Below are 24,893 nucleotides of genomic sequence, written 5' to 3' on the forward strand. Positions count from 1 at the left end.
TGTGCGTGCTGACACCGGTGCGCCGCGTACGCGGCGCGATTGCGCTCCACCCGCTCCACTCCGAACGACATAGACGAAGAAGACTTCGAAGACCCTGAGGGGATCACTTCAGTGCCTGCCTCCCGTACCACCCTGCGCCGCTCACTCGCCGCCGCCGCGGCTCTGCCACTGCTGATCGGCGCGCTCGCCTCCTGCGGCTACGGCTCACAGGCCAAGAACGACGAGAAGAAGGTGGCCGCCGAGGGCGAGAAGCTCTCGGCCGACACGGTCCGGCTCGGGTACTTCCCGAATCTGACGCACGCCACCGCCCTGGTCGGCGACCAGGAGGGCATCATCCAGAAGGAGCTGGGCGGCACGCAGCTGAAGGTCTCGACCTTCAACGCCGGCCCCTCCGAGATCGAGGCGCTGAACGCCGATTCGATCGACATCGGCTTCATCGGCCCCTCCCCCGCGATCAACGGCTACAGCAAGTCCAAGGGCAAGAACCTGCGCATCATCGCCGGTTCGGCCTCCGGCGGTGTGAAGCTGGTCGTGAACCCGGCGAAGATCAAGACCCTCGACGACATCAAGGGCAAGAGGATCGCCACTCCGCAGCTCGGCAACACCCAGGACGTGGCCTTCCTCAACTGGATCTCGGAGAAGGGCTGGAAGGTCGACGCCCAGAGCGGCAAGGGCGACGTCTCCGTACTCCGCACGGACAACAAGGTGACCCCGGACGCCTACAAGTCCGGCTCGATCGACGGCGCCTGGGTGCCGGAGCCGACCGCGTCGAAGCTGGTCAGCGAGGGCGCGAAGGTCCTGCTCGACGAGTCCACGCTGTGGCCCGACAACAAGTTCGTGATCACGAACATCATCGTGTCGCAGAAGTTCCTCACCGAGCACCCTGACGTCGTCGAGGCGGTGCTGCGCGGCTCGGTGAAGACCAACGAGTGGATCAACGCCAACCAGGCCAAGGCCAAGGAGTCGGCGAACGCCAAGCTCAAGGAGCTCACCGGCAAGCCGCTGGGCGCCAAGGTCATCGACGGTGCCTGGCCGTCGATCACGTTCACCAACGACCCGCTGGCCGCCACGCTTCAGGCCCAGGCGGACCACGCGGTGAAGGCCGGTCTGCTCAAGCAGCCCGACCTGGCCGGCATCTACGACCTGAAGCCGCTCAACAAGGTCCTCAAGGCCGCAGGGCAGCCCGAGGCGTCCGACGCCGGACTCGGCGTCAAGTAACAAGTCCGCAGCGCATACCCAGGAGGTGACGACCATGGCCACGACCGCGACGCTCGCCAAGGCCGAGGACCGTTCGGCGGTGACGCATGCCGCCCGTATCGAGCATGTCTCGAAGTCCTTCGGCGGACCCACCGGCGGGCAGCTCGTCCTCGACGACATCTCGCTCGATGTCGCTCCGGGCGAGTTCGTCACCCTCCTGGGGGCCTCGGGGTGCGGAAAGTCCACCCTGCTCAACCTGGTCGCCGGGCTCGACCGGCCGTCCGCGGGGTCCATCGAGACCCCCGGCGGCCGGCCGGCCCTGATGTTCCAGGAGCACGCCCTCTTCCCGTGGCTGACCGCGGGCAAGAACATCGAACTGGCCCTGCGGCTGCGCGGGGTCCCGAAGGCCGAGCGCCGCCCGGAGGCGGAGCGGCTGCTCGAACTCGTACGGCTCTCCGGCTCGTACGACAAGCGGGTGCACGAGCTGTCCGGCGGCATGCGCCAGCGTGTGGCGCTGGCCCGGGCACTCGCCCAGGCCAGCGATCTGCTGCTGATGGACGAGCCGTTCGCGGCGCTCGACGCGATCACGCGTGACGTGCTGCACGACGAGCTGACCCGGATCTGGCGGGAGACCAGGCTGTCGGTGCTGTTCGTCACCCACAACGTGCGTGAGGCCGTGCGGCTGGCCGAGCGCGTGGTGCTGCTGTCGTCCCGTCCGGGCCGGATCGCCCGGGAGTGGACCATCGACATTCCGCAGCCGCGCCGCATCGAGGACGCCGCCGTGGCGGAACTGTCCGTCGAGATCACCGAAGAACTGCGTGGGGAGATCCGCCGTCATGGCCAGCACTGATACGACCACCACGACGGCCGCCAAGGCCGACGACCTGGCGGGTCTTGAAGCGGGGCTCGACGCGCTGGACGCGGTGCAGGTCCGCCGCACCCCGGTGCGCGAGGTCCTCACCGGCAAGGTGCTGCCTCCCGTCATCGCCGTCGTGCTGGTGCTCGTGGTCTGGCAGCTGCTGGTGCTGGCCAAGGTCACCGACGAGTCCAAGCTGCCGGCGCCGTCCGCGGTGTGGGACAGCGTGACCACCATGTGGCTGGAGGGCACGCTTCTCGAAGTGCTCTGGACCAGCGTGTCGCGCGCCCTGCTCGGCTTCCTCATGGCGCTCGCGATCGGCACCCCGCTGGGTCTGCTCGTCGCCCGGGTGAAGTTCGTCCGGGCCGCCATCGGGCCCGTCCTCGCGGGACTGCAGTCGCTGCCGTCCGTGGCCTGGGTCGCCCCGGCCGTGCTCTGGATCGGCCTCAACGACTCGATGATGTACGCCGTGATCCTGCTGGGCGCCGTGCCGTCGATCGCCAACGGCCTGGTCGCCGGTGTCGACCAGGTCCCGCCGCTCTTCCTGCGGGCCGGCCGCACCCTGGGTGCCACCGGGCTCAAGGGCGCCTGGCACATCGTGATGCCCGCCGCGCTGCCGGGCTATCTCGCGGGTCTGAAGCAGGGCTGGGCGTTCTCCTGGCGTTCGCTGATGGCCGCCGAGATCATCGCCTCCTCGCCCGACCTCGGCCTGGGGCTCGGACAGCTGCTGGAGAACGGCCGCAACAACTTCGACATGCCGGGGATCTTCCTCGCCATCATCCTCATCCTGCTGGTCGGTGTCGCCATCGACCTGCTGATCTTCAGCCCGCTGGAGCGCGCGGTGCTGCGCCGTCGCGGCCTGCTGGTGAAGAGCTGACATGACCGCCGCCGCCCGCCCGTCGCCCACCACCACCCTGTCGAGGAAGCTCCCCCAGGCTCCGTCCGGAGGAGCCCCCCTCGCGCCTGTCCTTCTCGTCATCGCGCACGGCAGCCGCGATCCGCGGCATGCGGCGACCGTGCACGCGCTGGTGCGCCGTGTCCGGTCGCTGCGGCCCGGCCTTCGCGTGGAGACGGCGTTCCTGGACTTCAACCTGCCGTCGGTACCGGGGGTCCTGGACCGTCTCCCGGCCGAAGGGGTGCGGGAGGTGGTGGCCCTGCCGCTGCTGCTGACCCGGGCCTTCCACGCGAAGGCCGACATCCCCGCCGTCCTGCGCCAGGCCCCTCCCGCCCTGCGGATCCGCCGCGCGGAGGTGCTCGGCCCCTCGCCGCTGCTGATCGCGGCGGTGGAACGACGGCTGTACGAGGCCGGGCTGACGCCCGGCGACAAGCGCTCGACCGGGGTCGTCCTGGCCTCGGCGGGCTCCACGGACCCGGAGGCGATCGCAGCGATCGCAGAAACGGCGCGGGAGCTGCGGCGCACCGGTTGGTGCTCCGTGCGGCCTGCGTTCGCCTCCGCATCACTCCCGCGGACCGAGGACGCCGTCCGCGCGCTGCGCGCCGACGGCTTGCGGCGCGTGGCGGTCGCCCCGTACGTCATCGCCCCCGGCCGGCTGCCGGACCGCATCGTCGCGGGCTCGGCCGAGGCCGACCACCTGGCGGACGTCCTCGGCCCGTCCGCGGAGCTGGCGCGGCTGCTGGTCGAGAGGTACGAGCAGCAGTGCGCGCCGACGGCCGGCGAACTGCCGGAGACGCTCCGGGCGGAGACCCTGAGGTCACGGGCGGGCTAAGGCCCGGAAACCGCCCGTGCGAAGATCCGGGAATGGAACACGGCGGCGGATGCGACGCGGAGTCGGTCGAACCGGGAGCGGGCGACGCCGACTTGGTGTCGCTGGTGGCGCGGGCCACACCTGCGGGGACCGGCGAGCACGTCGTGACCGTGCCGGTGGCCTGTGGGTACTGCGGTTCGGATGGTGTGGACGAGTTCCAGGTGTGGGCGGGGGACTGCTACTGCGTGGGATGTCTCCTGGCGATCGGTGTGTGGGACGGCGGCGACCCTCAGACCCTTCCCCTGAAGACTGCAGCCTTTCCGTGGAGACTCGTCGCGTCCACCGCCCCGCTTCCTTCGACGTCACCCTCGGACTACTTCAGATGTTCCACCGGGACCATGCTGTTTCACGTGGCCGTCGCCGTCGTGCTCGGCCAGGACGATGTGGTGCGGCGCATCTCCGTCGGCCTGAAGTGCTCGGAGCACGGTGGACGGTATCTCTACATCGACAACGCGCGCGTGGAGCCGGCCGAACCCTGCCGAGCCGTCAGCGGTTGACCTGTCGGTTCATGACCTGGCCAGGAGTGCGACGAGCCGCGGGCGCCGATCCGGTGTTCTACGGCCTATCCGTGGGCTCGCCCAGCAAGAGCACGAGCCCACACAGGCCACCGACCGACCAGCAGGCCGTCATCCATGTTCCCTGGCCGAGGCCCGACATCACGACGAAGGCGGCCGCTGCTGCCGTGACCCCGGCCACGGCAGCACGTCGCGGGCCGTGGCCGGCATCCCACTCGCGGCGCAGCACTCCGGAACACCGCCAGGTTCTCCAGAGGACGGCACCGACGACGATCGCTTCGGCCACGACGAACCAGACGGGGATCGGAAGCGGACCGTCCGGCCCTACCCCGCCATGCCACACTTCCACGAGCCCGCTGACCAGGACGACCGGACCGGCCAGAGCGAACACCCCTGCCGCCAGGCGGAAGAAGCCGACGCCCAGGTAGGTCGCGCGGGCACCGCCGAAGGGCACGACCGCGTGGGACAACGCGTGGAAGCGATGGGCGGCTCCCCGGAAGTCCGATGCAACGGTCCAGCCCAAGGCCGTCGCGAACACCCCCCAGACCACCGAGAACATCGCACCCTCTTTCCGCTCTGTGCCGACCGGCCGGAACCGCACCGGATGTGCCCGCCACGCTACGGCGGCGTCATCGGCTCCCGTCATGCCGGATTCCGGCAGAGTACGTGCGCGCAGAGTGCCGGACAGGCTCCAGCGCACGCCGCCGCTCACAGGGCCATGACCTCTTCGCCGCCTCGCCACGCACGGCTCCGGGCCGGGGTCGCCCTCACGGCCCGGCGACTGCTCGCAGGCTGACGGCTTCGGGTACGTCGGCTGACGTGCCGACGCGGACGTCAGCCGACGGACAGGAGCTCGGGTACGGCGACGGCGGCGCTCCTGTCGTCCGCCGGTGCGGTGAGACGGGCATGGACGCGCTGCCAGGCGCCGGTGTCGTGGCCGAGCCGCTCGGTCACGAGCCGGGCGACCTCCGCCAGCGCGACGTGGACCGCTTCGGGCGCGTCCGCACGGCGGCGGGCGCGGTTGAGACAGCTCAGCACGACCGCCGCGGGGGCGACCTCGTGGACGAGGTCCCGACCGGTCAGCTGTCCCGTCCTCAGGAGATGGTCCAGGAGGGCGTCCACCGGGGAGCGCGCGTGCCCTCCGACGCCGTGCCGGGCGCGCGCCACGGTCAGCTCCGGGCCCAACGGGGTGGTGACCGACAGTCCGTGGAGGTGCGCCGCGTTGCGAAGTCTGAACGCGTGCGGTGCCGTGGGGTGGCGGACGACCTGCTCCCAGAAGGGGATGGGGTCCTCGGCGTGCTCGGCCTCCAGGGCCTGCCACGGCACGGGGCCCGGGGTGCTGTCGAGGATGTCCTGGGTCTGCCAGTGGCCCCGCGCCCGGCGCAGCCGCTTGGCGAGGCGGTCCGCCGTCAGTTCCCTCGCGGCCCGGGCCGCGAGGGGTGCGGCGGGGTCGTCGGTGGTCAGGGCCTTCTGACAGAACCGGGTGGCGGCGGCCCCGAGCCGTCCGCTCTCCACGAGTGCGGCCAGTCGCCGACGTCCGCCGTGGCGGAGCAGGTTGAGGCTGCCGACGAGTTGCTGGGCCAGGGTGAGGTGCTTGCCCGCCCTCTCGAAGACGAGCTCGATGAGTGCGGGTTCGGCCGACTCGAGCCAGGCCGTACGGCCGCCGGGGAGTTCGGCGAGCGGGTCGGCCCGCACGTCGGCGGCGAGCCGTGGGGCGAGGACACCCGGTCGTGCGGCGATGCGTCGGCGTACCGCGAGGTCGACGTGGGTGCGCAGCAGCGCCAGGTCCACGTCGGGGTCGGCGAGGTCGACGAGGCGGTGCAGGGCGGCGTCGTCGAGCCACCGGGACTGCTCCGAGAGCACCTTCAGGGCGCCTCGGTCGCGGTGCCGCAGCAGGTGGTCGAGGGGCGTCCGCGCGGTAGGCGTGGACCGCAGGAGGTGGGCGGCCAGCATCCACGGGCCGTCGGGGCCGAGGCGGGGCATGATCGCGGCGAGCGCGTCGGGCCGTGCCTCGCGGAGCAGGGTGCCGAGCGGCCACGCCCACAGGTGGTTGCCACGGGCGAGGAGGTTCACCGCCGTCCCGGGCGAGGTGGGCGGTTCCGTGGGCGCGAAGGTGGACGCCCTGCCGATGGGGGTGCGCGCCTGGTGGAGCGTGTCGGCGGCGGTCGTGTCGTTGTCGAGGCGTGACCGGGCGAGCAGTCCGGGCCAGCTGATCGCGGTGTCCCCGTCCGTCGCCATCGACCGCCGTGCGGTGGCGGCGAGCCGCAGCCAGGCGTCCGCGTCGGTCCCGAGTTCGCGCTCCAGGTACCGGGCGAGGGCGCGCCGCCACGCGGTGAGGAAGGCCAGGCCCCTCCAGTCGTGGGGCACGAGCAGCAGGTGGGCGGCCGGCAGGTGGTGCAGCAGATCGTCGGCCGACACGATGCCGTGCAGATAGGCCCGTTCGGCGATGCGGGCGAGCGGAGCGAGCTCGGGCGTCTCCGCGAGCCGGCGGTGGACCTCCTCGCGGGTGGGGGCCTCACACCGGTGCGCCAGGTCGGTCAGCCCTTGTGCGAGGCACGCCTCAGCCAGCCAGTCCGGGTGCCGCCGGCCGGGCACGTCGGCCACGTCGTGGGCGGACAGGTGACGCAGGACCGCCGGGTCGTCCGGGAGCGGGGCGGTGCCCGGCCCGGCCAGCGAGCGCAGCAGATCGATCGCGCCGAGGGCGGCCCGCCCCCGCTCGCCCACCGGGCCCGGGGCGGGCTCCCCGGGCGGATCCGCGACCGCCGCGGGTGTGGTGCCCGTGTCCCGGGTCGGCGCCGGCCGGTCGCTCGACGGCCCGTCGGCGGCGCCCGCGTCCCGCACGGCCTCGCTCAGCGTGCCCCGGTGGGCGGCGAGGGCCCGCAGCAGTGCCTCCTCGGCGTGCGGCCCGGTCGCGACGCTCTCCCGGTACGCGTCGGCGAGCAGGTCGCGGGCCTCGCGCGCGGCGTCGGCCCGCGGGTCCCGCTGGGCCACGGCGTGGAGCGCCTCCAGGCCGCGGACCGCCGGCCGGGCCAGGGCGATGAGCTCGACCGGGTCCAGTCGTCCTGCCGCCACCATGCCGACGGCCCAGTCCGCTGCCGTCTCGTCCAGCTCTTCCTCGGCGAGGCGCACGGCCGGTGGAGTGAGGTTCCCGGCGATCCGTCCGCCCGCCCGCCAGGGTGCGTTGAGCAGGGTCAGCTGGAACTGCGCGCGCTCCGCGTCCGTGGCGTCCTCGTGGCGGATCAGCTCCTCCGCCGCCTTCGGCATGAAGGGAGTCTTCCGGTTCGCCGCCGCCAGTGCCCGGAAGTCGTGCGCGTACGGCTCGTTGAGCAGGTCGCGCAGGGTGCTGGTGCCACGGCTGACGCCGAGGAGCCGGGGCAGTGTCGCCGGGTCCTCGTACGGTTCGCCCGCGGCGCGCAGCCTGGCCGCGGCGTCGGGTGCGTCGAGCGCGGCGGTGACCTCGGCCCGGATCTCCGCATGCACGTACGGAACGACGGCCGGGTCGGCGAGCATGGTGCGGACGGCGTCGGCGCCCCGGCACTCCAGGACCCGCAGGAGTGCGTGGCGCTGCGCCACCTTGCGCACCCCCCAGGCCAACGCCTGGGCGACCAGTGGCGGATCCCCGCTGCCGAGCAGCGGTGCCGTGCGGCTGCGGGAGGAAGCGCCGGCCGACGAGAGCAGTTCGGCCCTGAGCGTGGGGTCCAGGAGGACCCGGCTCCGGGCGTGGGCGTCGACGACCGCGCGGCGGAGGGACGGGGTGCAGCGGTTGTTGCGGTAGACGGCCGCGTACACCGTCGGATCCTCGGCGCCGAGCAGCTGCTTGAGGGCGCGTGCGTCGATCCGGGGGTGCCGGGCCAGCGCGGCGCGTGTCCGGCTGTCGCCATGGCGGGTGACGGCGAGGGTCAGTGCCGGGCCGGGCAGGGTGCCGCCCGCGAGCACGGTCTCCACCGTCCGGTCGGGCAGCGCGGTGAGCGCGGCAGCCGCCTCCTCGTGCGGCGTCAGCTCCAGGAGCAGCGCGAGCGTGTCGGGGACCGACCTCGGTGGCAGGCGGTCGGCGCCCTCACGCGGCTCGGGCAGATCGGCGAGCAGCTCCGGCAGCGTGTGGGGGGAGGTACCGAGTGCGTCGTGGAGCCGGCGCCACCGCTTCGGAGCCCCCGCGAGGTGACGCTCGATCAAGGCCGCCAGCAGCAGGGCGGCTTCACTCGCCGGCGGGGGCGTGCCGACGAGATGGCGGGTGAGAGTGCGGGCGGGACGGGTCGAGCGCACCAGGGTGACGGCGTGGCGGCCGCCCGGCTCGCCCGGGACCGACGGGTCCTCGCCGGGGCGGGCGTCGTCGGTCAACTCGACGATCAGACGGCGCAGTCCGGCAGGGCTCGCGGACGTACGGGACATGGCTCCCCTTCCCCCGGTTCGATCATGTGTCGGGGCGACGAAGAGCATTCCAGCACGGGGCACTGACAGTGCGACGGGCCCTGTGGGTCCCAGGTCGTGTCCGGAAGGTCTCGCCCGGCTCGCGACGCCCTGCGGGCGGACGGCGGGACTTCCGCGCTCTTGAAGAATCGCGACAGCCCGCGTGCTCAGCCGAAGTCGAGTCCGCCCGTCCTGGTGCGCTTGAGCTCGAAGAGGTCGGAGTGTCCGGCGAGGACCCGGAAGCTGTCGAAGAGCTCGGCCGCCTTCGTGCCGCGCGGGATGGCGCGCAGGACCGGGCCGAACCAGACCGTGCCGTCGACATGGATGGTGGGGGTGCCGACGTAGCCGTCCGCCTCCGGGTCCTTGCCGGCGTCGTGGCTGCGGCGGACCGCCTCGTCGTAGGTGGCGTCGTGCGCGGCCTCGGCGAGCTCGGCGGGCAGGCCGAGCTCCGCCAGGGACTCGGCGACGACCGCGTCGAAGTCCTTCCGCTTCTCCTGATGGATGCGGTTGCCGTACGCGGTGTAGAGGGGGCGCAGGACCTCGTCGCCGTGCTTCTCGGCCGCCGCTGCCGCCACCCGCACCGGGCCGATGGACTTGTCGACGAGCTCCCGGTACCACTCGGGCAGTTCGTTGCCGACGTTGTGGAAGTACAGGCTCATGACCCGGAAGCGCAGCTCGATGTCCCGGTGCTGTTCGACCTCCAGCATCCAGCGGGAGGAGATCCAGGCGAAGGGGCATGCGGGGTCGAAGTAGAAGTCGACGACGGTCCTGGGCTGCGTTTCGGTGGTCATGGCAGGAGCGTAGCCAGCAGGCGGCCGTCGGTGGCGGTCCAATCGCGACTCCGTCAACTGGGCCACTTCCGGCCGCCGTCCATGATCGTCGCGGCGTGCGCCCGCGCCCTCGGAGAGGGGCGAGCCCGGTGGCGATCTCCGCCTCGCGACGCTCGAACGGCCCCTCCTCCACGGACTCGCCGGCGGCCCCGCCCGGCAGGGCCCCAGGTCCCCGCCGCCCTCGCGTGTCAACCATGGTTGACACGCGAGAAGTGTCAACGTAGGTTGACATCATGACCGATGCAACCGATCTCGCCGAGCGGGCGGGTGATCGCGACCCCCGGGTCGGGCTCCGCGCCGTCTCCGCACTGAGGCGGCTCCTCGAACAGCTGGAGGCCGCTCAGGTACGCAGCGCCCGCGCCCAGGGCTGGTCGTGGCAGGAGATCGCCGCGGAGCTGGGCGTCAGCCGCCAGGCGGTCCACAAGAAGCACGGGAGGCATTGATGTTCGAACGCTTCACGAAGGGGGCCAGGGCGGTGGTGAAGGGGGCGGTGCTCCAGGCCGAACGGCAGGGCGCCCCCGTCGTCACCGAGGAGCATCTGCTGCTCGCGATCCTCGACGCCGAGGACACCAAGGCGTCCTTCGTCCTGCGGGCCCTCGGAGCGACGGACCGGCGCGCGTCGCTGGAGGCGGCTCTCGCGGACGCCCGGCGGCGGGGCGGGCTGTCCAAGGCGGACACGGACGCGCTGGCGGGGCTCGGGATCGACGTGACCGAGATCGTCGCCCGGGTCGAGGAGGCGCACGGCCCGGGCGCACTCGCCGACGACCGCGACGAGCGGGTCCGCCGCTCCGGGCACCGGCCCTTCACCACCGAGGCGAAAGGGGTGCTGGAGCGGTCCCTGCGCGTCTGTCTCGGCCGCCGCGAGAAGGCGATCGGCGACGAGCACCTCCTCCTCGCCCTCACGGCACGGCCCGGTGTCGTCGCCGAGACCCTGGCGGACCACGGTGTCACGTACGCGGCGGTGGAGCGCGCCCTCGGCTAGACGGCCCCCCGTCCGGCGATCTTTGAGAAGCTGGACGGGGGCCACCCCCAGCTGAAAGCCTCTCCGCACGAGGCCGAGGCCGACGAGGAGGACATCATCGACACCGCCGAAGAGGGCCAGCACCCGCTGGACTCCGCCAGCGTCATGAACGCGAAGAAGACCCTCCTTGAACTCCTCGGCCGCGCCGGAGTGTTCCAGGTCGACGCCGAAGAGCTGATCGCGCTGGTCGAGGCCGGGGCGATCGCGGAGGCGCACGGCGAGATCGGCAAGATCGTGGAGGTTCCGCCGGAGGGCGGCGAGCCGTACGCCTCCGGCTGGCTCGCCGGCGCCCGGGCCGTCGACGACGAGCTCGCCCACCTCGCCGAGCGGGCCCTGCGGCGCGCCATCGGCCCGGCGATGACCGGCCACCCCCTGCGCGGCAGCGGCCGGGAGGACGCGGCGCGCGTCCGCACCCCGGTCGGGATGGTGGACGTGGAGCGGGCGAAGGTCGCCGTGACACCGCTCTACCTCGCGTTCAGCCACGCCTCGGACCTCGACCCCGAGGTGTCGGACGAGGTCCTCACCGCGGTCCTCGGCACGATGGGCGTCGTCGAGCGGGTCGGATACGCGGGACGACTCGAGGAGTTCGCCGAGACCCACCGGAGCCGGCTCGCCCAGGTGTACGCGCGGTACGGTCCGGGCAGCCGCATCGCCATGCACGGCCGCTACTCCCTCGTCCACTCCCCCACCAGCGTCGCCGTACTCGAACGCCTCACCACCACTCCGTCCGCGCTGCGCACGGAGTGGGAGGACGCCGAGTTGCCCCCGGCGTGGCTGGACGGCCTGGCGATCGCGTGGGGCGCCGCGGACGACGCCCCACCGGCCTGACCCGGGTCACGGAGTCCCGGGGGCGCGCGGTTCGCGCCACATTCCCCACAGCACCGGTCCGCCTCCCGGCAGCCGCAGCTCCTCGCGCACGGTGAAGCCGAAGTGCTCGTAGACGGCGATGTTCGACGGCTTCGAGGACTCCAGATAGGTGGGGAGACCGGCCGCGTCGGCCTTGGCGAGTCCGGAGCGGAGCAGGGCGGACCCGTGCCCCTGCCCCTGGACGGCCGGGTCGGCACCGATGAGCGCCAGGGACCAGTGCGGCTCCTCGGGGGTGTGGGCCGCGGCCGTTTCGACGGCGTCCCTGAAGAGCGGGGCCCGGTCACCGAGGATGTCCTGGAGCTCCCGGATGGTCTCCGCGTCGGGAACGGCCTTGGCCTGCGCCTCAGGTGGCGCCCAGAAGGCGGCCGCCGCCTCGGTGCGCTCGCACACCCCGTGCCGGGCGTACTGCCGCGTGAAGATCGTGGTGAAGTAGCGGCCCATTCGCGCCTCGCGCGAGGCGTCGTCGGGGAAGAACCAGCGCATCATCGGGTCGTCGTCGAAGGCGCGGGTCAAGGTGCGGCCGATCGGCGCGGCGTCGTCGATCGTGGCCGGTTTCGGTATGTTCGTCATCGACATACAGGTCATTCTGCACCTGGATGATCTTGAACGAGGCGGCGGGGTCCCCTCTACGCGCGGGTCAGCTCCACCAGCTTGACCACGGTGTTCCAGTTGCGCGAGGTGGCCACGATCCCCTTGAAGAGGGCGGGGCGGGAGAGCGCCTCGCCGAGCTTGGATCTGCCGAGGCCGTCGGGCGCGTAGAGATAGAGCGCGCGGTCGCCGAGCCGGAACTCCTCCGGCAGGAAGGCCGCCTGGTCGATGGCGGCGAAGCGCTCGGGGTCGACCCGCTCGGAGAGATACGTGACGTGGAGCTGCTTGCCCTCCAGCTCGGCGGCGGGGAAGGGGCAGTCGTCGGCGACGGCGGCGAGGTACTCCGCGTCGCGGACGAGACAGTCGACGCGGAAGCCGAACCGCTGCTCGATGGCGTCCTCGACTCCGGCGGCGAGTCCCCGCTCGTCGGCGTCGGTGGTGAAGACGGCGTTCCCGCTCTGGAGGTAGGTCCTGACCTCACGGTGACCGAGGCCCTCGAGAAGGGAACGGAGTTCCGCCATGGGCACCTTGCGGTGTCCTCCGACATTGATGCCGCGCAGCAGAAGGGCGTACGTCTTCGTCATGGCGCCACGATAGGCGGGCCGCCGCGCCCCGTGGGGGAGGGCGCGGCGGCCGCCGGTCATCGGGCCTGTGCCACTACTCGACGATCTTGAGCAGCTTGTTGGCGGTGCCCTCGGAGGGGTTGGAGATCTTGTCGGGCGTCGCTCCGGCGACCAGCGCCTCGGCGACCTGAGCCGGGGTGGCGTCCGTGTGTCCCGCGAGGTAGACGGCGGCCGCGCCGACCACGTGCGGGGTCGCCATGGACGTACCGGAGATGGTCTTGGTTCCGGTGTCGCTGTCGTTCCAGGCCGAGGTGATCTCCGAGCCGGGGGCGTAGAGGTCCACCACGGAACCGAAGTTGGAGAAGTCGGACTGCTGGTCGCCCTCGGTGGAGGAGGCGACGGTGATCGCCTCCTGGACACGGGAGGGGGAGCCCTGGCCCGCGTCGGAGGACTCGTTGCCCGCGGCGACACCGAAGGTCACGCCGGCGGCGATGGCCTTCTTGACGGCGTCGTCGAGGGCGGGGTCGGCGCCTCCGCCGAGGCTCATGTTGGCGACGGACGGGCCCTGGTGGTTCTTGGTGACCCAGTCGATGCCCGCGACGACCTGCTCGGTGGTGCCGGAGCCGTTGTCGTCCAGGACACGGACGGCGACGATCTTGGCCTTCTTGGCGACACCGTGGGCGGTGCCCGCGATGGTGCCGGCGACGTGCGTGCCGTGGCCGTTGCCGTCCTGAGCCGTGTTGTCGTTGTCGATGGCGTCGAAGCCGTCGACGGCGCGGCCGCCGAAGTCCTCGTGGCTGACGCGGACTCCGGTGTCGATGACGTACGCGGTGACGCCCTCGCCGCCCTTGTCGGGGTAGGTGTACTTCTTGTCCCCGGCGGTCTCGGCCTGGTCGACCCGGTCGAGGCCCCAGGAGGGCGGGTTGTCCTGGGTGGCGTTGATGGAGAACTTCTTGTTCTGGACGACCTTGGCGACGGCCGGGTCGGCGGCGAGGCGCTTGGCCTCGGTCTCCGAAAGGCCGTTGACCGAGAAGCCGTTGACCGCGGAGTCGTAGCTGCGGCGCAGGGTGCCGCCGTACTCCTTCGCGAGGTCGCCCTTGTCGGCCTTCTCGTCCAGCAGCACGACGTAGCTGCCCGCGACGGCGCCTTCCGCGCCGAGGCCGTAGACGGTTCCCATGGCGGGCGTGGGGGCCGCGCCGGCGAACTGGGTGGTGAAGACGGTGACTCCGGCCGCGGCCGCGATCGCGGTCGAGACGGCGATGAGCTTGGTCCGACGAACACGCTTGTGTATTGCCATGAAGAGGGGTCTCCTCGTCAGGATTTGTGGGGGGATGCGCCACTGGAAGGAAACTCTCCGGTAGCTGCTCCAAGACCCTTGCTCATTGACGAGTGCAAATCAAGACCTTCGTGCACCTGTGACTTACACAACAAGCTTTCGTAATAATAAATCGGTCAACTTGCCTCAACTCGACGCACGCAGAGGGCCCCCGGTCACCCGGGGGCCCTCAAGGACGTGACGGTCTAGCCCAGTTCGGCCTCGATCAGGTCCGCCGCTCGCGGCGCTCCACCCTCGTCCGCCATCCGCTTGCGGATCTCCTCGGCACGGACGGCCACTTCGGGATCGTCGACGAGGGAGAGCACCGCTTCCCGCAGACGCTCGGCGGTCACCTCCTCCATCGGCAGGTGGCGGGCCACCCCCAGGGACTGGAGCATGTCGGCGTTGCCGAACTGGTCGACGGCCTGCGGGACCGCGACCATCGGAGTGCCGGTGGCCAGCCCCTCCTGGCTGCCGCCGGCCCCGGCGTGGGTGATGAACGCGTCCGCCTGCTTCAGGATCGCCAGCTGGGGGACCCAGGAGCGCACGTCGACGTTGGCCGGAATCTCCCCCAGCTCCGACGGGTCGACGAAGGCGCCGATCTGGAGCACGACATGCCAGCCCGGCAGGTCCCCGAACGCGGAGACGCACGCCTTGTAGAAGTCGGGCTGCTTGGTGAAGGCCGACCCCAGGGAGACCAGGAGCACCTTCTCCGCATCCGCCGGCCGCTGCCACTCCCCCTGGTCGGCCCGGTCGCCCTGGCAGGCGCCGACGAAGGTGAAGACGGACTCGTCGACCCGGTCGGCGTGCGGCTGGAGGGCTCGCGGGATGAGGACGAGCGCCCGGCGGGGGCGGGCGATCAGCCGGTCGGGATGGGTGTCGACACCGTGCTCGGCCAGCCAGTTCTCGAAGCGGGTGTAGTACGCCTTGCCCCGCTCGGAGGCCTTGAGCTCGGCGAACATGGGCTCGGCGACCTCCTCCTCGTACCCCTCCCACGGGACGAGATTCGGCCAGAGTCCCACGGAGGGCACACCCCACCGGTGTGCGAGGACCGGAGCGGGGTAGGCCGTGATGTCGTGGAGGACGAGGTCCGGACGGTCGCCGTCGAAGGCCGCGGCGAGTTGGGGCAGTGCCTGGATCGCGTCCCGGAGGAAGGGTTCGACGTTGTCGATGAGTTCGGTGCCCCAGGCGTCCGGGTCGTCGTCGGTCGGAAGCGTGGAGGTGTAGACGACGGGCGTGGCGCCGGTGGCGGCGACCTTTTCGGCGAAGGAGGCGGGGATGGCGTAGCTGACACGGTGCCCGCGGGCGACGAGCTCGCGGATCACTTCGAGGCTCGGGTTCACATGGCCGTGGGCGGCGATGGAGAACATGGCGATGTGCGCGGGACGCGGAGTGGCGGTCATGCCCTCACAGTAAACGAGACGAGACGTCTCGTCCAATCCGATGGATCCACTTCTCCCCGCGGAGCGTGGATCGGGACACCCGCTAGCGACGTTGGTAGCGGGCGAGGCCCAGGTTCCCGTCCTTCACCAGACGCTCGCGCAGCTCCTCGGCGTCGATCGCGCCGCTGTAGTACTCCTGGTACGCCGGGGTGGCCACCTTGTCCTTCCATTCCGGGTAGCCGCGCACGGATTGCGCGGGCGCGGGCTGCAAATACTCGGCGACGGCGACTCCGGTCGCCCAGCCGTCCTTCGCGGTGCGCAGGGACGGGTCCGCGAGCGCGGCCGTGCCCGTCGGCAGCATCCAGTCGCCGCGCGCCAGCCGGACCATGCTGTCCGGCCGGAGGAAGAAGTCGAGGAAGCGCGCCGCCTCCTTCTTGTACGGACTGTCCTCGGCGATCGAGAGCGTCTGCGGGCTGACCCCCTGCGCGAGCCCGTCCTCGCCGGCGGGTGCCGGCAGGACGATCCACTCGAAGCCCTCGGGCGCCTGCTGGGTGATCTGCTGGCGGTACGAGAAACCGAGCGGGACCATCGCGTACTTGCCGCCGAAGAAACCGGGCAGGGCGTCCGATCCGCCGGTGCCGAGGGTGGAACGCGAGGCGCTGAGATCGGTGTTCACCTGGTCGTGGATGGTGCCGGGGACGACACCGTCCTCCTCGCCGAAGTCGATGGTCACCCTGCCGTCGGCGTCCCGGTGGAAGAGCCGCCCGCCCGCCGAGAGCCCCAGGTTGAGGCTGACGGAGACCGGTTCCTTGAGGGGCCAGGCGACCGCGTACCCGCCCTTGCCCATCGCCGCCGTCAGGTCCTTGGTGATCTGCCGGAACTCCGCCCAGGTCCAGGGGTTCTCCGGAGTCGGGATCCGGACGCCGGAGGATTCCAGGATCCGCTTGTTCGCCATGATCATCCGAGGTTCCTGGAGGAAGGGGACGCCGTAGATCCCGTCGCCGAAGGTCGTCGTCCGCCAGCTCCGCGCGGGGATGTCGGACATGAGCCGTTCGGGCAGCAGGGTACGGAGATCGGCGAGGTAGCCCCCGTAGGCGAAGTCGGCCAGGTCGTCGGAGGCGTCGTGGATGATGTCGGGCGCCTCGCCGCCCTCGAAGGAGGTGAGGAGCTGGTCGTGGACGGAGTCCCAACTGCCCTGGACGTAGTCGACCTGGACGCCGGGGTGCGCCGCGTTCCACTCCTCCACCAGGCGCTTGTTGGCGTCGACGGACTCCTTCTGCCAGGCCAGCGACTGGAAGCGGAGCCGGATCGGGCCGCCGTCGGGGTCGTCCCCGGCGGAGCAGCCGGTGAGCAGCAGCGCCAGCGCCACGGCGGCGGCCGTGAAGACCCTTCCGCGCATCAGGACTTCACCGCCCCGGTCAGCATCCCGCCGGTGATCCGCCTCTGGATGACCGCGAAGACGACGAGCGAGGGGATCGTGGCGAGGAACGCGGCCGCGGCGAGCGGTCCGAGGTCGGCGACCCCCTCCGCTCCGAGGAAATGGGTCAGGACGACCGGCAAGGTCTGCTTCTCCGGGGTCTTGAGCAGGACGAGCGCGAAGAAGAACTCGTTCCACGCGGTGATGAAGGCGAAGAGGGCGGTGGCGACGATGCCGGGGGCGAGCAGCGGAGCGGTGACCGAGACGAGGGTGCGGAGCCTCCCGGCGCCGTCGACGGCCGCGGCCTCCTCCAGCTCCGCCGGGACGGCCCGTACGTACCCGACGAGCATCCACAGCGCGAACGGCAGCGACCAGACGACGTACACCATCACCAGGCCGAAGAGGCTGTTGATCAGGTGCAGGTTCTTCAGGACGAGGAAGAGCGGGATGATCACCAGCACGAACGGGAACGCCTGGCTGATCACGACCCAGCCGGTGGCGGCGGTGGACAGCCGGCCGCGGTGGCGGGCCATCACATAGGCCATGGGCGTGGCGACGACGACGGCGATGAGGGCGGCGGAGAGGGCGGCGATCAGGCTGTTGGCCGCGGCCTGGAGCAGCGGCTGCTCCTCGAACGCCTGCCGGAAGTTGGCGAGGGTCGGGTCCTTCGGGATCCACGTCGGGTGCAGCGAACCCAGTTCCGTCGCCGGTTTGAAGGCGGTGGAGATCAGCCAGAGGAACGGCAGGGCGAGAAATCCCAGATACGCGAGGAGCGCGAGGTACTGGCCGAACCTCGCGGGCCCTCTGGTGCGGAGCGCGCTCATCGGTCCCGGTCCCCCTTCAGCCGTCCGACGAGATAGAGGGCGAGAAGCACGGAGATGACGGCGACCATCACGCAGCCCATCGCGGCGGCGTATCCGAACTGCCCGTAGCGGAACGCCTCTTCGTAGGCGAAGAGCATGGGGAGCCGGGTGCGGCCGCCGGGTCCGCCACTGGTCAGGACGTAGACCAGGGCGAAGGAATTGAGGTTCCAGATGAAGTTGAGGGCGGTGATGGCGAGGGCGACCGGCCTGAGCGCGGGCCAGGTGACGGTACGGAAGCGGCGCCAGGCGCCCGCTCCGTCGAGAGCGGCGGCCTCGTGGAGTTCGTGCGGCGTGTTCTGCAGTCCGGCGAGCAGGGCGACCGTGGTCTGGGGCATCCCGGCCCAGATGCCGACGACGATCACGGCGGGCAGCGCGGTGCCGAGTGCGGTGAGCCAGTCCTGTCCGTCGCCGAGGCCGAGATCGCGGATGGTCTCGTTGAGGATGCCGGCGTCGGGGTTGTAGACGAGCCGCCACATGATGCCGACGACGACCTCGGGCATGGCCCAGGGGATGATCGCGAGCGCTCTCGCCAGCCAGCGGAAGCGGAGGTTCTGGTTGAGCAGGAGCGCGAGGCCGAGGGCGAGCAGGAACTGCGGCAGGGTGACGCCCACGGCCCAGAGCAGGCCGATCCGGAACGAGTCCCAGAAGAGCGTGTCGTGCAGCAGGTCCTGGAAGTTGAGCGTGCCGACCCACCGGGTGGCCTGGGTGCGGCCGGACTGGGCGTCGGTGAAGGCGAGGGCGATGCCGTAGAGCAGCGGGCCGACGCTGAGGATCAGGATGGGGAGCAGCGCGGGCAGTACCAGGAACCAGGCGCTGTGGTCACGCCCACGATCCGGTCTCCCGCCGGTGGTCCTCGGACCGCCGGACCGCTTCGTCGCGGTCGCCAGCACACTCACAGATTCGACCCCTTATGCGCCTTTTGCCACGCCCGCCTCGGCCTTCGTCATGTTCCTGACGGGCCGTCGGTCCGTCAAGGCCACCTGCAGGGATGCGAGACTTTGGCTGATTCGCACAGGCAGGTGGGAGAGAGCGATGGACGAGGCGCGGGCACGAGAGATCCTGGCCGCCGCGGGGCATGGTACGTCGGGCGACGCGGCGCTCCTCGCGCTCGGCGAGAACGCGGTCTTCGCCGTGGGCGATCTCGTGGTGAAGATCGGCCGGGAGGCGGAGCTGCTCCCCCGGGCCGAACGGGAGCTGGCGCTCGCGGCCTGGCTGGAGGAGGCGGGCATCCCCGCCGTGCGGGCGGCGGAGCCCGAGCCGCGCCTGGTGGAGGGCCACCCGGTCACCCTCTGGCACCGGCTGCCGGAAGCCGTGCGCCCGGCCGAGCCGCGTGATCTGGCGCCGCTGTTGCGGCGGATCCACGCGCTGCCCGAGCCCACCGGCATCCCCCTTCCGCGCCGGGAGCTGCTCGGCGGGGTCGAGCGGTGGCTGCGGCTGGCCGGTGACGCGATCGACCCGGCCGACGCCGCCTTCCTGCGCGAGCGGCGGGACTCCTTCGCCCCGGCGGCGGCCGCTCTCACCCCGCACCTGACCCCCGGCCCGATCCACGGCGACGCGCTGCCGCGCAACGTCCATGTCGGCCCCGGAGGGCCGGTCCTGGTCGATCTGGAGACCTTCTCCCGCGATCTGCGCGAGCACGACCTGGTGGTGCTCGCCCTCTCCCGGGACCGGTACGGCCTGGACCCGGCCGCGTACGACGCGTTCACCGAGGCGTACGGCTGGGACGTGCGGGAGTGGGACGGGTGCGCGGTGCTGCGCGGGGCCCGGGAGACGGCGAGCTGCGCCTGGGTGGCCCAGCACGCTCCGACGAACCCCCGCGCGCTGGCCGAATTCGAGCGTCGGGTGGCCTCGCTGCGAGAGGGTGATCCCGAGGTGCGGTGGTACCCCTTCTGACCGCTTCGCGGGGCACGCCGCTCGGATGCCGACTCACGATCGGGGTGGAGTGATGCGCGTGGAACTGTCCGAGGTGACGCTCGACGTCGAGGTGAGCGGCCAGGGTCCGGCCGTCCTGCTGGTGCACGGCTTTCCCGACAGCCACCACCTCTGGCGCCGTCAGGTGCCGGCCCTCACCGCCGCCGGGTACACCTGCGTCGCCCCGACGCTGCGCGGCTTCGGCGCCTCGGGCCGGCCGGAGGGCGGCGTGGAGGCGTACCACCCGGGCAGGCACGTCGGCGACCTGCTGGAACTCCTCGCCCGGCTGGAGATCGACCGGCTCCATGTCGTCGGACACGACTGGGGTTCGGGCATCGCGCAGGGCCTCGCCCAGAGCGCGCCCGAGCGGGTCGCGAGTCTGACCGTCCTGTCGGTGGGCCACATCGCGTCCGTCCTCGACGCGGGCACCGAACAGAAGCAGCGGTCCTGGTACATGCTGCTCTTCCAGTTCCCGGGGCGGGCGGAGGAGTGGCTCGCGCGGGACGACTTCGCCAACCTCCGGGAGATGCTGGGTGAGCACCCCGACGCGGAGGCGGTCGTCGAAGGGCTGCGGGCGCCCGGCGCGCTGACGGCCGCGCTGAACATCTACCGTGCGGGCCTCCCCGTGGAGGTGCAGTTCGGTCCGGCCCTTCCGCTCCCTCCGCTGCCCGGCCCCGTGATGGGTGTGTGGTCCCCCGGCGACCGCTTCATGACCGAGCGGTCCATGACCGGCACCGGCAAGCACGTGGACGGAACCTGGCGCTACGAGCGCGTCGAGGACGCCGGGCACTGGCTCCAGCTGGACCAGCCGGAGCGGATCAACGCGCTGCTCCTGGACTTCCTCGCGGAGAATCCGATCGGCTGACGCGGCCGGGCGGTCACCGATCGCGGCACGCCCTCGGAGAGCGGCCGGGCGCCGGTCCGGCCCTCGTCAGCCGGCGACGGTGGCCGGCGCGCGCAGCGGCCAGGTCGGGTCGACGACGGCCTCCGGGCTGCCCTTGCGCCGCAGGAAGTCCTGGAAGTCCTCCGCCCAGGCGCGGTACCAGCCGATCTGACGCTCATGAAGCTCCGCCGGCGTCAGCTCGGCCACCGAGCCGTGCCGCTCGGCTATCGCGACCGCCACCCGCACGGCGGCCAGCGCGTCGGCCGCCGCCTGGTGGGCCGCCTCCAGGACGACGCCGTACTCCGCGCAGACCGCCTCCAGGGTCCGCTTCCCGCGGCGGTAGCGGTCGACGGCCCGGTCGATCGTGTACGGGTCGACGACCGGACCTATCGGCGCGCCGCCCAGCCGCTCGCTCAGCGAGGGGAGGCCGTGGCGTCGCAGTTCGGCGGAGAGCAGCGTCAGGTCGAAGGACGCGTTGTACGCCACGACCGGGACGCCCCGCGACCAGTACCCCGTCAGCTCCTCGGCGACCTCGTCGGCGACCTCGCGCACCGGCCGCCCCTCGGCGGCCGCCCGCTCACTGCTGATGCCGTGGATGGCGGACGCCTGCGCCGGGATGCGGATCCCCGGATCGGCGAGCCAGTCCCGCTGCCCCGCCACGCGTCCGCCGCGGACGCCGACGATCGAGGCCGTCACGATCCGCGCCTCGAGCGGTTCCGTGCCGGTCGTCTCCAGGTCGAATCCGACCAGCTCTTCCCCGTGCCAAGCCATCGGGCCTCCTTACGTGATCTCCCCCGTGGTGCTGAACACCCTCGCACGGGCCACTGACAACGGCCCCCGAGCCAGGGCGCCGGGCCTCAGGAGACCGGCCGGGAATCCAGCCAGACCGACTCGAACTCGTCCCGGTATGTCGCGAAAAGTCCGTAGTCGCCATCGCGTGGCTGCTGCCCCGAGCGCACCACGTTCCGGCCGCCTCCGCGCAGCACCAGGACCGGCGCCTCCATCCCCCGCGCCTTCCGCAGGTACGACTGGACGACGCCGACGCCGTCCGGCCCGTCCCCGTCGACCAGGTAGGCGGTGAAGCGGGGGGTCTCGTCGAAGACATGGATCTGGAAGGCGCCCGGGTCGCGCAGCCGGGAGCGCACCCGCCGCATGTGGAGGATGTTCATCTCCACCGAGCGGCTCAGCTCGCCCTTCTTCAGCCCGAGTTCGCGCTCGCGCCGCTTCACGGCGCTGCTCGCCGGGTTCAGGAACAGCAGCCGTATCCGGCAGCCCGACTCGGCCAGCCGTACGAGCCGCCGCCCCGAGAAGTTCTGCACCAGGAGATTGAGACCTATGCCGGTGGCGTCGAGGCGCCGGGCGCCGCCGAAGAGGTCCTCGGCCGGCAGCTGCCGCTGCAGCCGCACCCGGTCGGGATGGACGGAGACGACGTCCGCGTACCGGTCCCCCACCAGGTCCTCGACGGCGTCGACCGGCAGCCGGTCGGCGGACGGCACCGCGGCCCCGCTGCCGAGGATCTCCAGGAGCCGGGCGGAGGCCCGCTCGGACTGGGCGAGCACGGTCAGCGACAGGGCCCGGTTGCGGGAGACGACGTTGCGCGTCACCTCCAGCTCGTCCAGCGCGAGCTCGACCTCCCGGCGGTCGTCGAAGTACGGCTCGAAGCAGGGCCAGTGCTGCACCATCAGCTCCCTCAGCTGCGGCAGCGTGAGGAAGCTCAGCACGTTGTCGTCGGCCGGGTCGAGGAGGTAGCCCTTGCGCCGCGAGACCTCGCGGACGGCGACGGCGCGCTGCACCCACTCCTGTCCCGCCGGACCCGCGGCGGCGACCACCCAGTCCTCGCCGTGCACCGGTTCGTACACCGGCCGCAGCACCGCGGCGACCACGGCCCGCAGCCGCTGCTCGACGAGATTCAGCCAGATGTAGGCCCTGCCCGCCCGCTGGGCGCGCGTGCGCACCTCGCTCCAGGCTTCGGCGCCCCAGTCGAGCTCCGCCCCGATCTCCATCGGCCTTGCGACGGACACCGCTCCTGGCGGGACTTCCACGGGGTCGGGGGAGCCCCCCTCGTGACCCGCGTCACCTGGGGGCAGCTCCAGACCTCCCGAGCTCACCCGCGCACCGCCTTCTACTTCTGGACGCCCGTTCCGACCGTCTGCCGACGATCAAGGAAGGGTACTCCGCGAGCGGGAGGCGGTGCAGCAGGATCGACAGGCTGCTTGCTCAACTCCCCTGATTCGGAGCGCCGTTCTGGTTGGCGAGATCGGCCGGAGTGAGCGGATTCATAGCGGTAACGTCCCTGGGTGCGAGCTGGAAGCCCTGCCAGTGGACCGGCATCGGCTGCTGGTCCTCGTCCCGGGCGATGTGGTGGAACCCGATGTTGACCCACACGGCCGGGTCGGTCAGCGTCTCGCCGTTGACCCACTTGTCCACGCTGTCGGGCGCGTTCCGTCCGCAGTCGAGGATGTTGTTGCTGGCGAACTGCTCGCAGGCCCGGGTCTGGGTGAAGTAGATGTCGTGCTTGGTGAAGCCCCGCCCGGCGTGGGTGTTGGAGGGGCCGGGGACGATCTCGTACGAGCGGGCGTGACCGTCCTTGTTCTTTCCGTTGGCGCTGACCACACGCCACCAGCGCATGTTCTTCGCGTCGCCCGCGAGCTCCTTCGTCACCGGGGTCCGCGTGGTCTTCACGGTCGGCCCGCCGCCCCCGGCCGCGGGGGCCGTGACCTTGGAGTCGTACTGCTCGATGCGGTCCCGGACGCTGCCGTCGAGACCGAAGTCGAGCCGCCAGAAGACGTTGTGGGCGTGGCTGGTCGCGTAGGAGCGGGCGCCCGGGCCGATGGGCCAGCCGCGGCCGTCGGTCGCGTTGTAGTCGCCGGGCGCCAGACTGCCGGTGGCGCCGACGTTGGCGGCGATCGTGCCGTCGGAGGAGAACCGCCACTCGGTGATGTACTCGTACCAGGCCACCTTGTTCACGGTGTAGACGAGCAGGTCCTTCCCCTGGGCCTGCCAGACCTTCGTGCCCTCGTCGTTGGCCATCCGGTAGGCGTGGCCGCGGGCCCGGGTGGTGGTGCACAGGCCGTTGACCTTGCCGATCTCCGGCACCTTCACGGCGGTGATCGTGCCGCCGGGACACTCGGCCGGCTTCAGGTTCTGCAGCCCCCAGCCGAAGCCGGCGCCGGTGAGGTCGTCGTACTCGGCGTTGCCGTCGTCGTAGGGGACGTGGATCTGCGCGAGCTTGGCGCTGTTCAGGACGCGGATCGGGGCGGCCGCGCTCTTGGGCTGGTAGGTCACCTTGTCCAGGACGAGCCCGGAGTCGGTGTCGTAGCGCCAGCACATGCGCCAGGTGGTGCCGCCGTCGAGGGTCTGCTCGACCCGGTAGGCGGCGGAGCAGTCGGGGCGGGGCGGCGCGGGTGCCGCCGTGGCGGAGCTCACCGGGCCCGCGGCCGCCGTGGCGGTGCCGAGGAGCGCGGCGGAGGCGAGGACGGCGCCCTGTTTGCGGGCGCGCGAGAGGAACGGGTGGGGCATGGGTCGAGAACTCCCTCGTTGGGGGTCCCCCCGGCCGCGGGCCGGGGGAGCGTCGGTGGTCAGCCGACGCGCGTGACGGTCCTGGCGCTGAGATCGACGATGAGGTTCCTGGTGTCGATCCACGAGCCGTTGGGGATCTTGGTGACGAGCCGGACGCAGCGGTGCTCACCGCACGCGGCGAGCTGGGCGGGCACCTTCGCCTCGCGGTAGGTGCGGTAGACGTCGCCGTTGAACCAGAGCTGGCCGGTCGAGGTCAGCGCCTTGCCGGTGGCGTCCTGATAGTCCTCGCGGACCCCCTTGCCGAGCGGGTCGGCGAGGATCAGCTCCAGGGCCTCACGCAGCTCCTCGGGGTGTGCCGAGGGCTGAACCCCGCGCTGCGCGCCGGCGCGCTCGACCTTCCCGGTGTCCAGGTTGACGGTCCGGGTGATCAGCTCGTCGCGTCCGTAGTCGTAGAAGCGGACCTCGGCGCGGCGCGGCGAGCCGGGTTTGTCGATCTCGTCGGGCAGCGGATCGGCGAGCTCGGTGGCCAGGTGCTGTGGCCCCCTGCCCCCGTCGACGTCGCGCTGCGCGGAGGCGGCCGGCGGGGTCAGCGCCAGGGCCTCGGCCCGCTTCAGCTCGTCGTCGGTGAGGGGGTCGGTGCCGACTCCCTTCGCCCCCTCGGGCGGTGCGGTGGCCAGGGTCGCCGGCTGCGGCGGCGCACCGGCGGCGTCCGCCGCTCCCGGCGGTGCGGACGCGGCGGCACGGCTCCCGGCGAGGTCGTTCCCGCGGGTGCCCTCGGCCCCGGCGTTCCCCGGCAGGGTGATCCCGACCATGACCGCGGTCCCCGTCACCGCCATGGCCGCGCCCGCCATCACTTTCCCCAGATGGCGGCGCACAATTTCGTACACACTTCCCCCTCTGTATCCCCCTTGTGTACTGGTCACCCGGTAGGACGGGCCGAAGTCCTAGGAGGTTGCCCCCTTTTCGGGCAGGATCTGGCCGGAGTGCACCCCA

At 71.9% G+C, this 24,893-nt stretch carries 24 protein-coding genes; 10 read left to right on the top strand and 14 right to left on the bottom strand.

Annotation, left to right across the window (positions count from 1 at the left end):
* Window positions 1–111 precede the first annotated feature (111 nt).
* The 5 genes from AB0D99_RS11765 to AB0D99_RS11785 are packed head-to-tail and all read left to right on the top strand — an operon-like array spanning window position 112 to window position 4,316.
* Window positions 112–1,218: an aliphatic sulfonate ABC transporter substrate-binding protein gene (locus tag AB0D99_RS11765; protein ID WP_362359218.1), complete on the top strand. Its 1,107-nt coding sequence runs from the start codon at window positions 112–114 to the stop codon at window positions 1,216–1,218.
* 34 nt (window positions 1,219–1,252) lie between these two features.
* Window positions 1,253–2,047: an ABC transporter ATP-binding protein gene (locus tag AB0D99_RS11770; RefSeq protein ID WP_362359220.1), complete on the top strand. Its 795-nt coding sequence runs from the start codon at window positions 1,253–1,255 to the stop codon at window positions 2,045–2,047.
* Window positions 2,034–2,930: an ABC transporter permease subunit gene (locus AB0D99_RS11775; protein WP_362359222.1), complete on the top strand. Its 897-nt coding sequence runs from the start codon at window positions 2,034–2,036 to the stop codon at window positions 2,928–2,930. Before AB0D99_RS11770 ends, AB0D99_RS11775 begins: the two co-directional genes overlap by 14 nt.
* Before the next feature lies 1 nt (window position 2,931).
* Entirely contained in the window at window positions 2,932–3,780 is an 849-nt protein-coding gene (locus tag AB0D99_RS11780) for a sirohydrochlorin chelatase (RefSeq protein ID WP_362359224.1), read from the top strand.
* A 32-nt stretch (window positions 3,781–3,812) separates the two neighbouring features.
* Complete coding sequence (locus tag AB0D99_RS11785) at window positions 3,813–4,316, top strand: hypothetical protein (protein ID WP_362359226.1); 504 nt, start codon at window positions 3,813–3,815, stop codon at window positions 4,314–4,316.
* Between the two features lie 58 nt (window positions 4,317–4,374).
* Here the strand turns inward: AB0D99_RS11785 and AB0D99_RS11790 are convergent, their stop codons facing one another.
* From AB0D99_RS11790 to AB0D99_RS11800, 3 genes are all read right to left on the bottom strand, one after another.
* Entirely contained in the window at window positions 4,375–5,046 is a 672-nt protein-coding gene (locus tag AB0D99_RS11790; RefSeq protein WP_362359228.1) for a hypothetical protein, read from the bottom strand.
* 122 nt (window positions 5,047–5,168) lie between these two features.
* Window positions 5,169–8,723 carry a hypothetical protein gene (locus tag AB0D99_RS11795; protein WP_362359230.1) on the bottom strand — a complete coding sequence of 1,185 codons (3,555 nt, stop codon included), beginning with the start codon at window positions 8,721–8,723 and terminating at the stop codon, window positions 5,169–5,171.
* Between the two features lie 185 nt (window positions 8,724–8,908).
* Window positions 8,909–9,532 carry a DsbA family protein gene (locus AB0D99_RS11800; protein ID WP_362359232.1) on the bottom strand — a complete coding sequence of 208 codons (624 nt, stop codon included), beginning with the start codon at window positions 9,530–9,532 and terminating at the stop codon, window positions 8,909–8,911.
* A gap of 272 nt (window positions 9,533–9,804) precedes the next feature.
* On the opposite strand from AB0D99_RS11800, the gene AB0D99_RS11805 reads away from it, so the two are divergent.
* The 3 genes from AB0D99_RS11805 (at window position 9,805) to AB0D99_RS11815 (ending at window position 11,420) form a co-directional block, all read left to right on the top strand.
* Window positions 9,805–10,014, top strand: a complete 210-nt coding sequence (locus AB0D99_RS11805; protein ID WP_362359234.1) for a helix-turn-helix domain-containing protein — start codon at window positions 9,805–9,807, stop codon at window positions 10,012–10,014.
* Window positions 10,014–10,553: a Clp protease N-terminal domain-containing protein gene (locus AB0D99_RS11810; protein WP_362359236.1), complete on the top strand. Its 540-nt coding sequence runs from the start codon at window positions 10,014–10,016 to the stop codon at window positions 10,551–10,553. The genes AB0D99_RS11805 and AB0D99_RS11810 overlap by 1 nt, the downstream gene beginning before the upstream one ends.
* A 144-nt stretch (window positions 10,554–10,697) precedes the next feature.
* Window positions 10,698–11,420 (top strand): hypothetical protein, encoded by a 723-nt coding sequence (locus tag AB0D99_RS11815; protein WP_362359238.1) that lies wholly within the window; start codon window positions 10,698–10,700, stop codon window positions 11,418–11,420.
* Window positions 11,421–11,426: 6 nt separating this feature from the next.
* Here the strand turns inward: AB0D99_RS11815 and AB0D99_RS11820 are convergent, their stop codons facing one another.
* From AB0D99_RS11820 to AB0D99_RS11850, 7 genes are all read right to left on the bottom strand, one after another.
* Window positions 11,427–12,035, bottom strand: a complete 609-nt coding sequence (locus tag AB0D99_RS11820) for a GNAT family N-acetyltransferase (RefSeq protein WP_362359240.1) — start codon at window positions 12,033–12,035, stop codon at window positions 11,427–11,429.
* Between the two features lie 50 nt (window positions 12,036–12,085).
* Window positions 12,086–12,631: a DUF1697 domain-containing protein gene (locus AB0D99_RS11825; protein ID WP_362359242.1), complete on the bottom strand. Its 546-nt coding sequence runs from the start codon at window positions 12,629–12,631 to the stop codon at window positions 12,086–12,088.
* A gap of 73 nt (window positions 12,632–12,704) precedes the next feature.
* Window positions 12,705–13,907 carry a S8 family serine peptidase gene (locus tag AB0D99_RS11830; RefSeq protein ID WP_362359244.1) on the bottom strand — a complete coding sequence of 401 codons (1,203 nt, stop codon included), beginning with the start codon at window positions 13,905–13,907 and terminating at the stop codon, window positions 12,705–12,707.
* A gap of 224 nt (window positions 13,908–14,131) precedes the next feature.
* Window positions 14,132–15,328 carry a macrolide-inactivating glycosyltransferase gene (gene mgt / locus AB0D99_RS11835; protein ID WP_362359246.1) on the bottom strand — a complete coding sequence of 399 codons (1,197 nt, stop codon included), beginning with the start codon at window positions 15,326–15,328 and terminating at the stop codon, window positions 14,132–14,134.
* Window positions 15,329–15,410: 82 nt separating this feature from the next.
* Window positions 15,411–16,706, bottom strand: a complete 1,296-nt coding sequence (locus AB0D99_RS11840) for an extracellular solute-binding protein (protein ID WP_362359248.1) — start codon at window positions 16,704–16,706, stop codon at window positions 15,411–15,413.
* A complete protein-coding gene (locus tag AB0D99_RS11845) occupies window positions 16,706–17,548 on the bottom strand; it encodes a carbohydrate ABC transporter permease (protein ID WP_362359250.1) in 843 nt (280 codons plus the stop codon). The genes AB0D99_RS11840 and AB0D99_RS11845 overlap by 1 nt, the downstream gene beginning before the upstream one ends.
* On the bottom strand, window positions 17,545–18,474 hold the full coding sequence (locus AB0D99_RS11850) for a sugar ABC transporter permease (RefSeq protein WP_362359474.1): 930 nt from the start codon (window positions 18,472–18,474) through the stop codon (window positions 17,545–17,547). The genes AB0D99_RS11845 and AB0D99_RS11850 overlap by 4 nt, the downstream gene beginning before the upstream one ends.
* 145 nt (window positions 18,475–18,619) lie before the next feature.
* Between AB0D99_RS11850 and AB0D99_RS11855 the strand changes: the two genes are divergently transcribed.
* Window positions 18,620–19,480: an aminoglycoside phosphotransferase family protein gene (locus AB0D99_RS11855; RefSeq protein WP_362359252.1), complete on the top strand. Its 861-nt coding sequence runs from the start codon at window positions 18,620–18,622 to the stop codon at window positions 19,478–19,480.
* 52 nt (window positions 19,481–19,532) lie between these two features.
* Window positions 19,533–20,363, top strand: coding sequence for an alpha/beta hydrolase (locus AB0D99_RS11860; RefSeq protein WP_362359254.1), 831 nt, complete (start codon window positions 19,533–19,535; stop codon window positions 20,361–20,363).
* 66 nt (window positions 20,364–20,429) lie between these two features.
* On the opposite strand, the gene AB0D99_RS11865 is transcribed toward AB0D99_RS11860, so the two are convergent.
* From AB0D99_RS11865 to AB0D99_RS11880, 4 genes are all read right to left on the bottom strand, one after another.
* Window positions 20,430–21,152: a 3'-5' exonuclease gene (locus AB0D99_RS11865; protein WP_362359256.1), complete on the bottom strand. Its 723-nt coding sequence runs from the start codon at window positions 21,150–21,152 to the stop codon at window positions 20,430–20,432.
* A gap of 86 nt (window positions 21,153–21,238) precedes the next feature.
* The gene (locus AB0D99_RS11870; protein ID WP_362359258.1) at window positions 21,239–22,489 is read right to left on the bottom strand and encodes an SAV2148 family HEPN domain-containing protein; all 1,251 of its coding nucleotides are present in this window, start codon (window positions 22,487–22,489) and stop codon (window positions 21,239–21,241) included.
* A 109-nt stretch (window positions 22,490–22,598) separates the two neighbouring features.
* Window positions 22,599–23,900, bottom strand: coding sequence for a copper amine oxidase (locus AB0D99_RS11875; protein ID WP_362359260.1), 1,302 nt, complete (start codon window positions 23,898–23,900; stop codon window positions 22,599–22,601).
* Between the two features lie 59 nt (window positions 23,901–23,959).
* Window positions 23,960–24,787 carry a Tat pathway signal sequence domain protein gene (locus AB0D99_RS11880; protein ID WP_362359262.1) on the bottom strand — a complete coding sequence of 276 codons (828 nt, stop codon included), beginning with the start codon at window positions 24,785–24,787 and terminating at the stop codon, window positions 23,960–23,962.
* Window positions 24,788–24,893 lie beyond the last annotated feature (106 nt).

Origin of the sequence: Streptomyces sp. NPDC047971 (genome assembly GCF_040653355.1) — a bacterium.
Lineage (GTDB): Bacteria > Actinomycetota > Actinomycetes > Streptomycetales > Streptomycetaceae > Streptomyces.

What these genes read in the sequence shown, in the direction of transcription:
- AB0D99_RS11855 (WP_362359252.1), top strand. Translation starts at nt 18,620, where the DNA reads ATGGACGAGGCGCGGGCACGAGAGATCCTGGCCGCCGCGGGGCATGGT.
- AB0D99_RS11820 (WP_362359240.1), bottom strand. Translation starts at nt 12,035, where the DNA reads ATGTCGATGACGAACATACCGAAACCGGCCACGATCGACGACGCCGCG.
- AB0D99_RS11785 (WP_362359226.1), top strand. Translation starts at nt 3,813, where the DNA reads ATGGAACACGGCGGCGGATGCGACGCGGAGTCGGTCGAACCGGGAGCG.
- AB0D99_RS11815 (WP_362359238.1), top strand. Translation starts at nt 10,698, where the DNA reads ATGAACGCGAAGAAGACCCTCCTTGAACTCCTCGGCCGCGCCGGAGTG.
- AB0D99_RS11800 (WP_362359232.1), bottom strand. Translation starts at nt 9,532, where the DNA reads ATGACCACCGAAACGCAGCCCAGGACCGTCGTCGACTTCTACTTCGAC.
- AB0D99_RS11810 (WP_362359236.1), top strand. Translation starts at nt 10,014, where the DNA reads ATGTTCGAACGCTTCACGAAGGGGGCCAGGGCGGTGGTGAAGGGGGCG.
- AB0D99_RS11860 (WP_362359254.1), top strand. Translation starts at nt 19,533, where the DNA reads ATGCGCGTGGAACTGTCCGAGGTGACGCTCGACGTCGAGGTGAGCGGC.
- AB0D99_RS11875 (WP_362359260.1), bottom strand. Translation starts at nt 23,900, where the DNA reads ATGCCCCACCCGTTCCTCTCGCGCGCCCGCAAACAGGGCGCCGTCCTC.
- AB0D99_RS11780 (WP_362359224.1), top strand. Translation starts at nt 2,932, where the DNA reads ATGACCGCCGCCGCCCGCCCGTCGCCCACCACCACCCTGTCGAGGAAG.
- mgt (WP_362359246.1), bottom strand. Translation starts at nt 15,328, where the DNA reads ATGACCGCCACTCCGCGTCCCGCGCACATCGCCATGTTCTCCATCGCC.
- AB0D99_RS11805 (WP_362359234.1), top strand. Translation starts at nt 9,805, where the DNA reads ATGACCGATGCAACCGATCTCGCCGAGCGGGCGGGTGATCGCGACCCC.
- AB0D99_RS11840 (WP_362359248.1), bottom strand. Translation starts at nt 16,706, where the DNA reads ATGCGCGGAAGGGTCTTCACGGCCGCCGCCGTGGCGCTGGCGCTGCTG.
- AB0D99_RS11830 (WP_362359244.1), bottom strand. Translation starts at nt 13,907, where the DNA reads ATGGCAATACACAAGCGTGTTCGTCGGACCAAGCTCATCGCCGTCTCG.
- AB0D99_RS11775 (WP_362359222.1), top strand. Translation starts at nt 2,034, where the DNA reads ATGGCCAGCACTGATACGACCACCACGACGGCCGCCAAGGCCGACGAC.
- AB0D99_RS11795 (WP_362359230.1), bottom strand. Translation starts at nt 8,723, where the DNA reads ATGTCCCGTACGTCCGCGAGCCCTGCCGGACTGCGCCGTCTGATCGTC.
- AB0D99_RS11845 (WP_362359250.1), bottom strand. Translation starts at nt 17,548, where the DNA reads ATGAGCGCGCTCCGCACCAGAGGGCCCGCGAGGTTCGGCCAGTACCTC.
- AB0D99_RS11770 (WP_362359220.1), top strand. Translation starts at nt 1,253, where the DNA reads ATGGCCACGACCGCGACGCTCGCCAAGGCCGAGGACCGTTCGGCGGTG.
- AB0D99_RS11825 (WP_362359242.1), bottom strand. Translation starts at nt 12,631, where the DNA reads ATGACGAAGACGTACGCCCTTCTGCTGCGCGGCATCAATGTCGGAGGA.
- AB0D99_RS11865 (WP_362359256.1), bottom strand. Translation starts at nt 21,152, where the DNA reads ATGGCTTGGCACGGGGAAGAGCTGGTCGGATTCGACCTGGAGACGACC.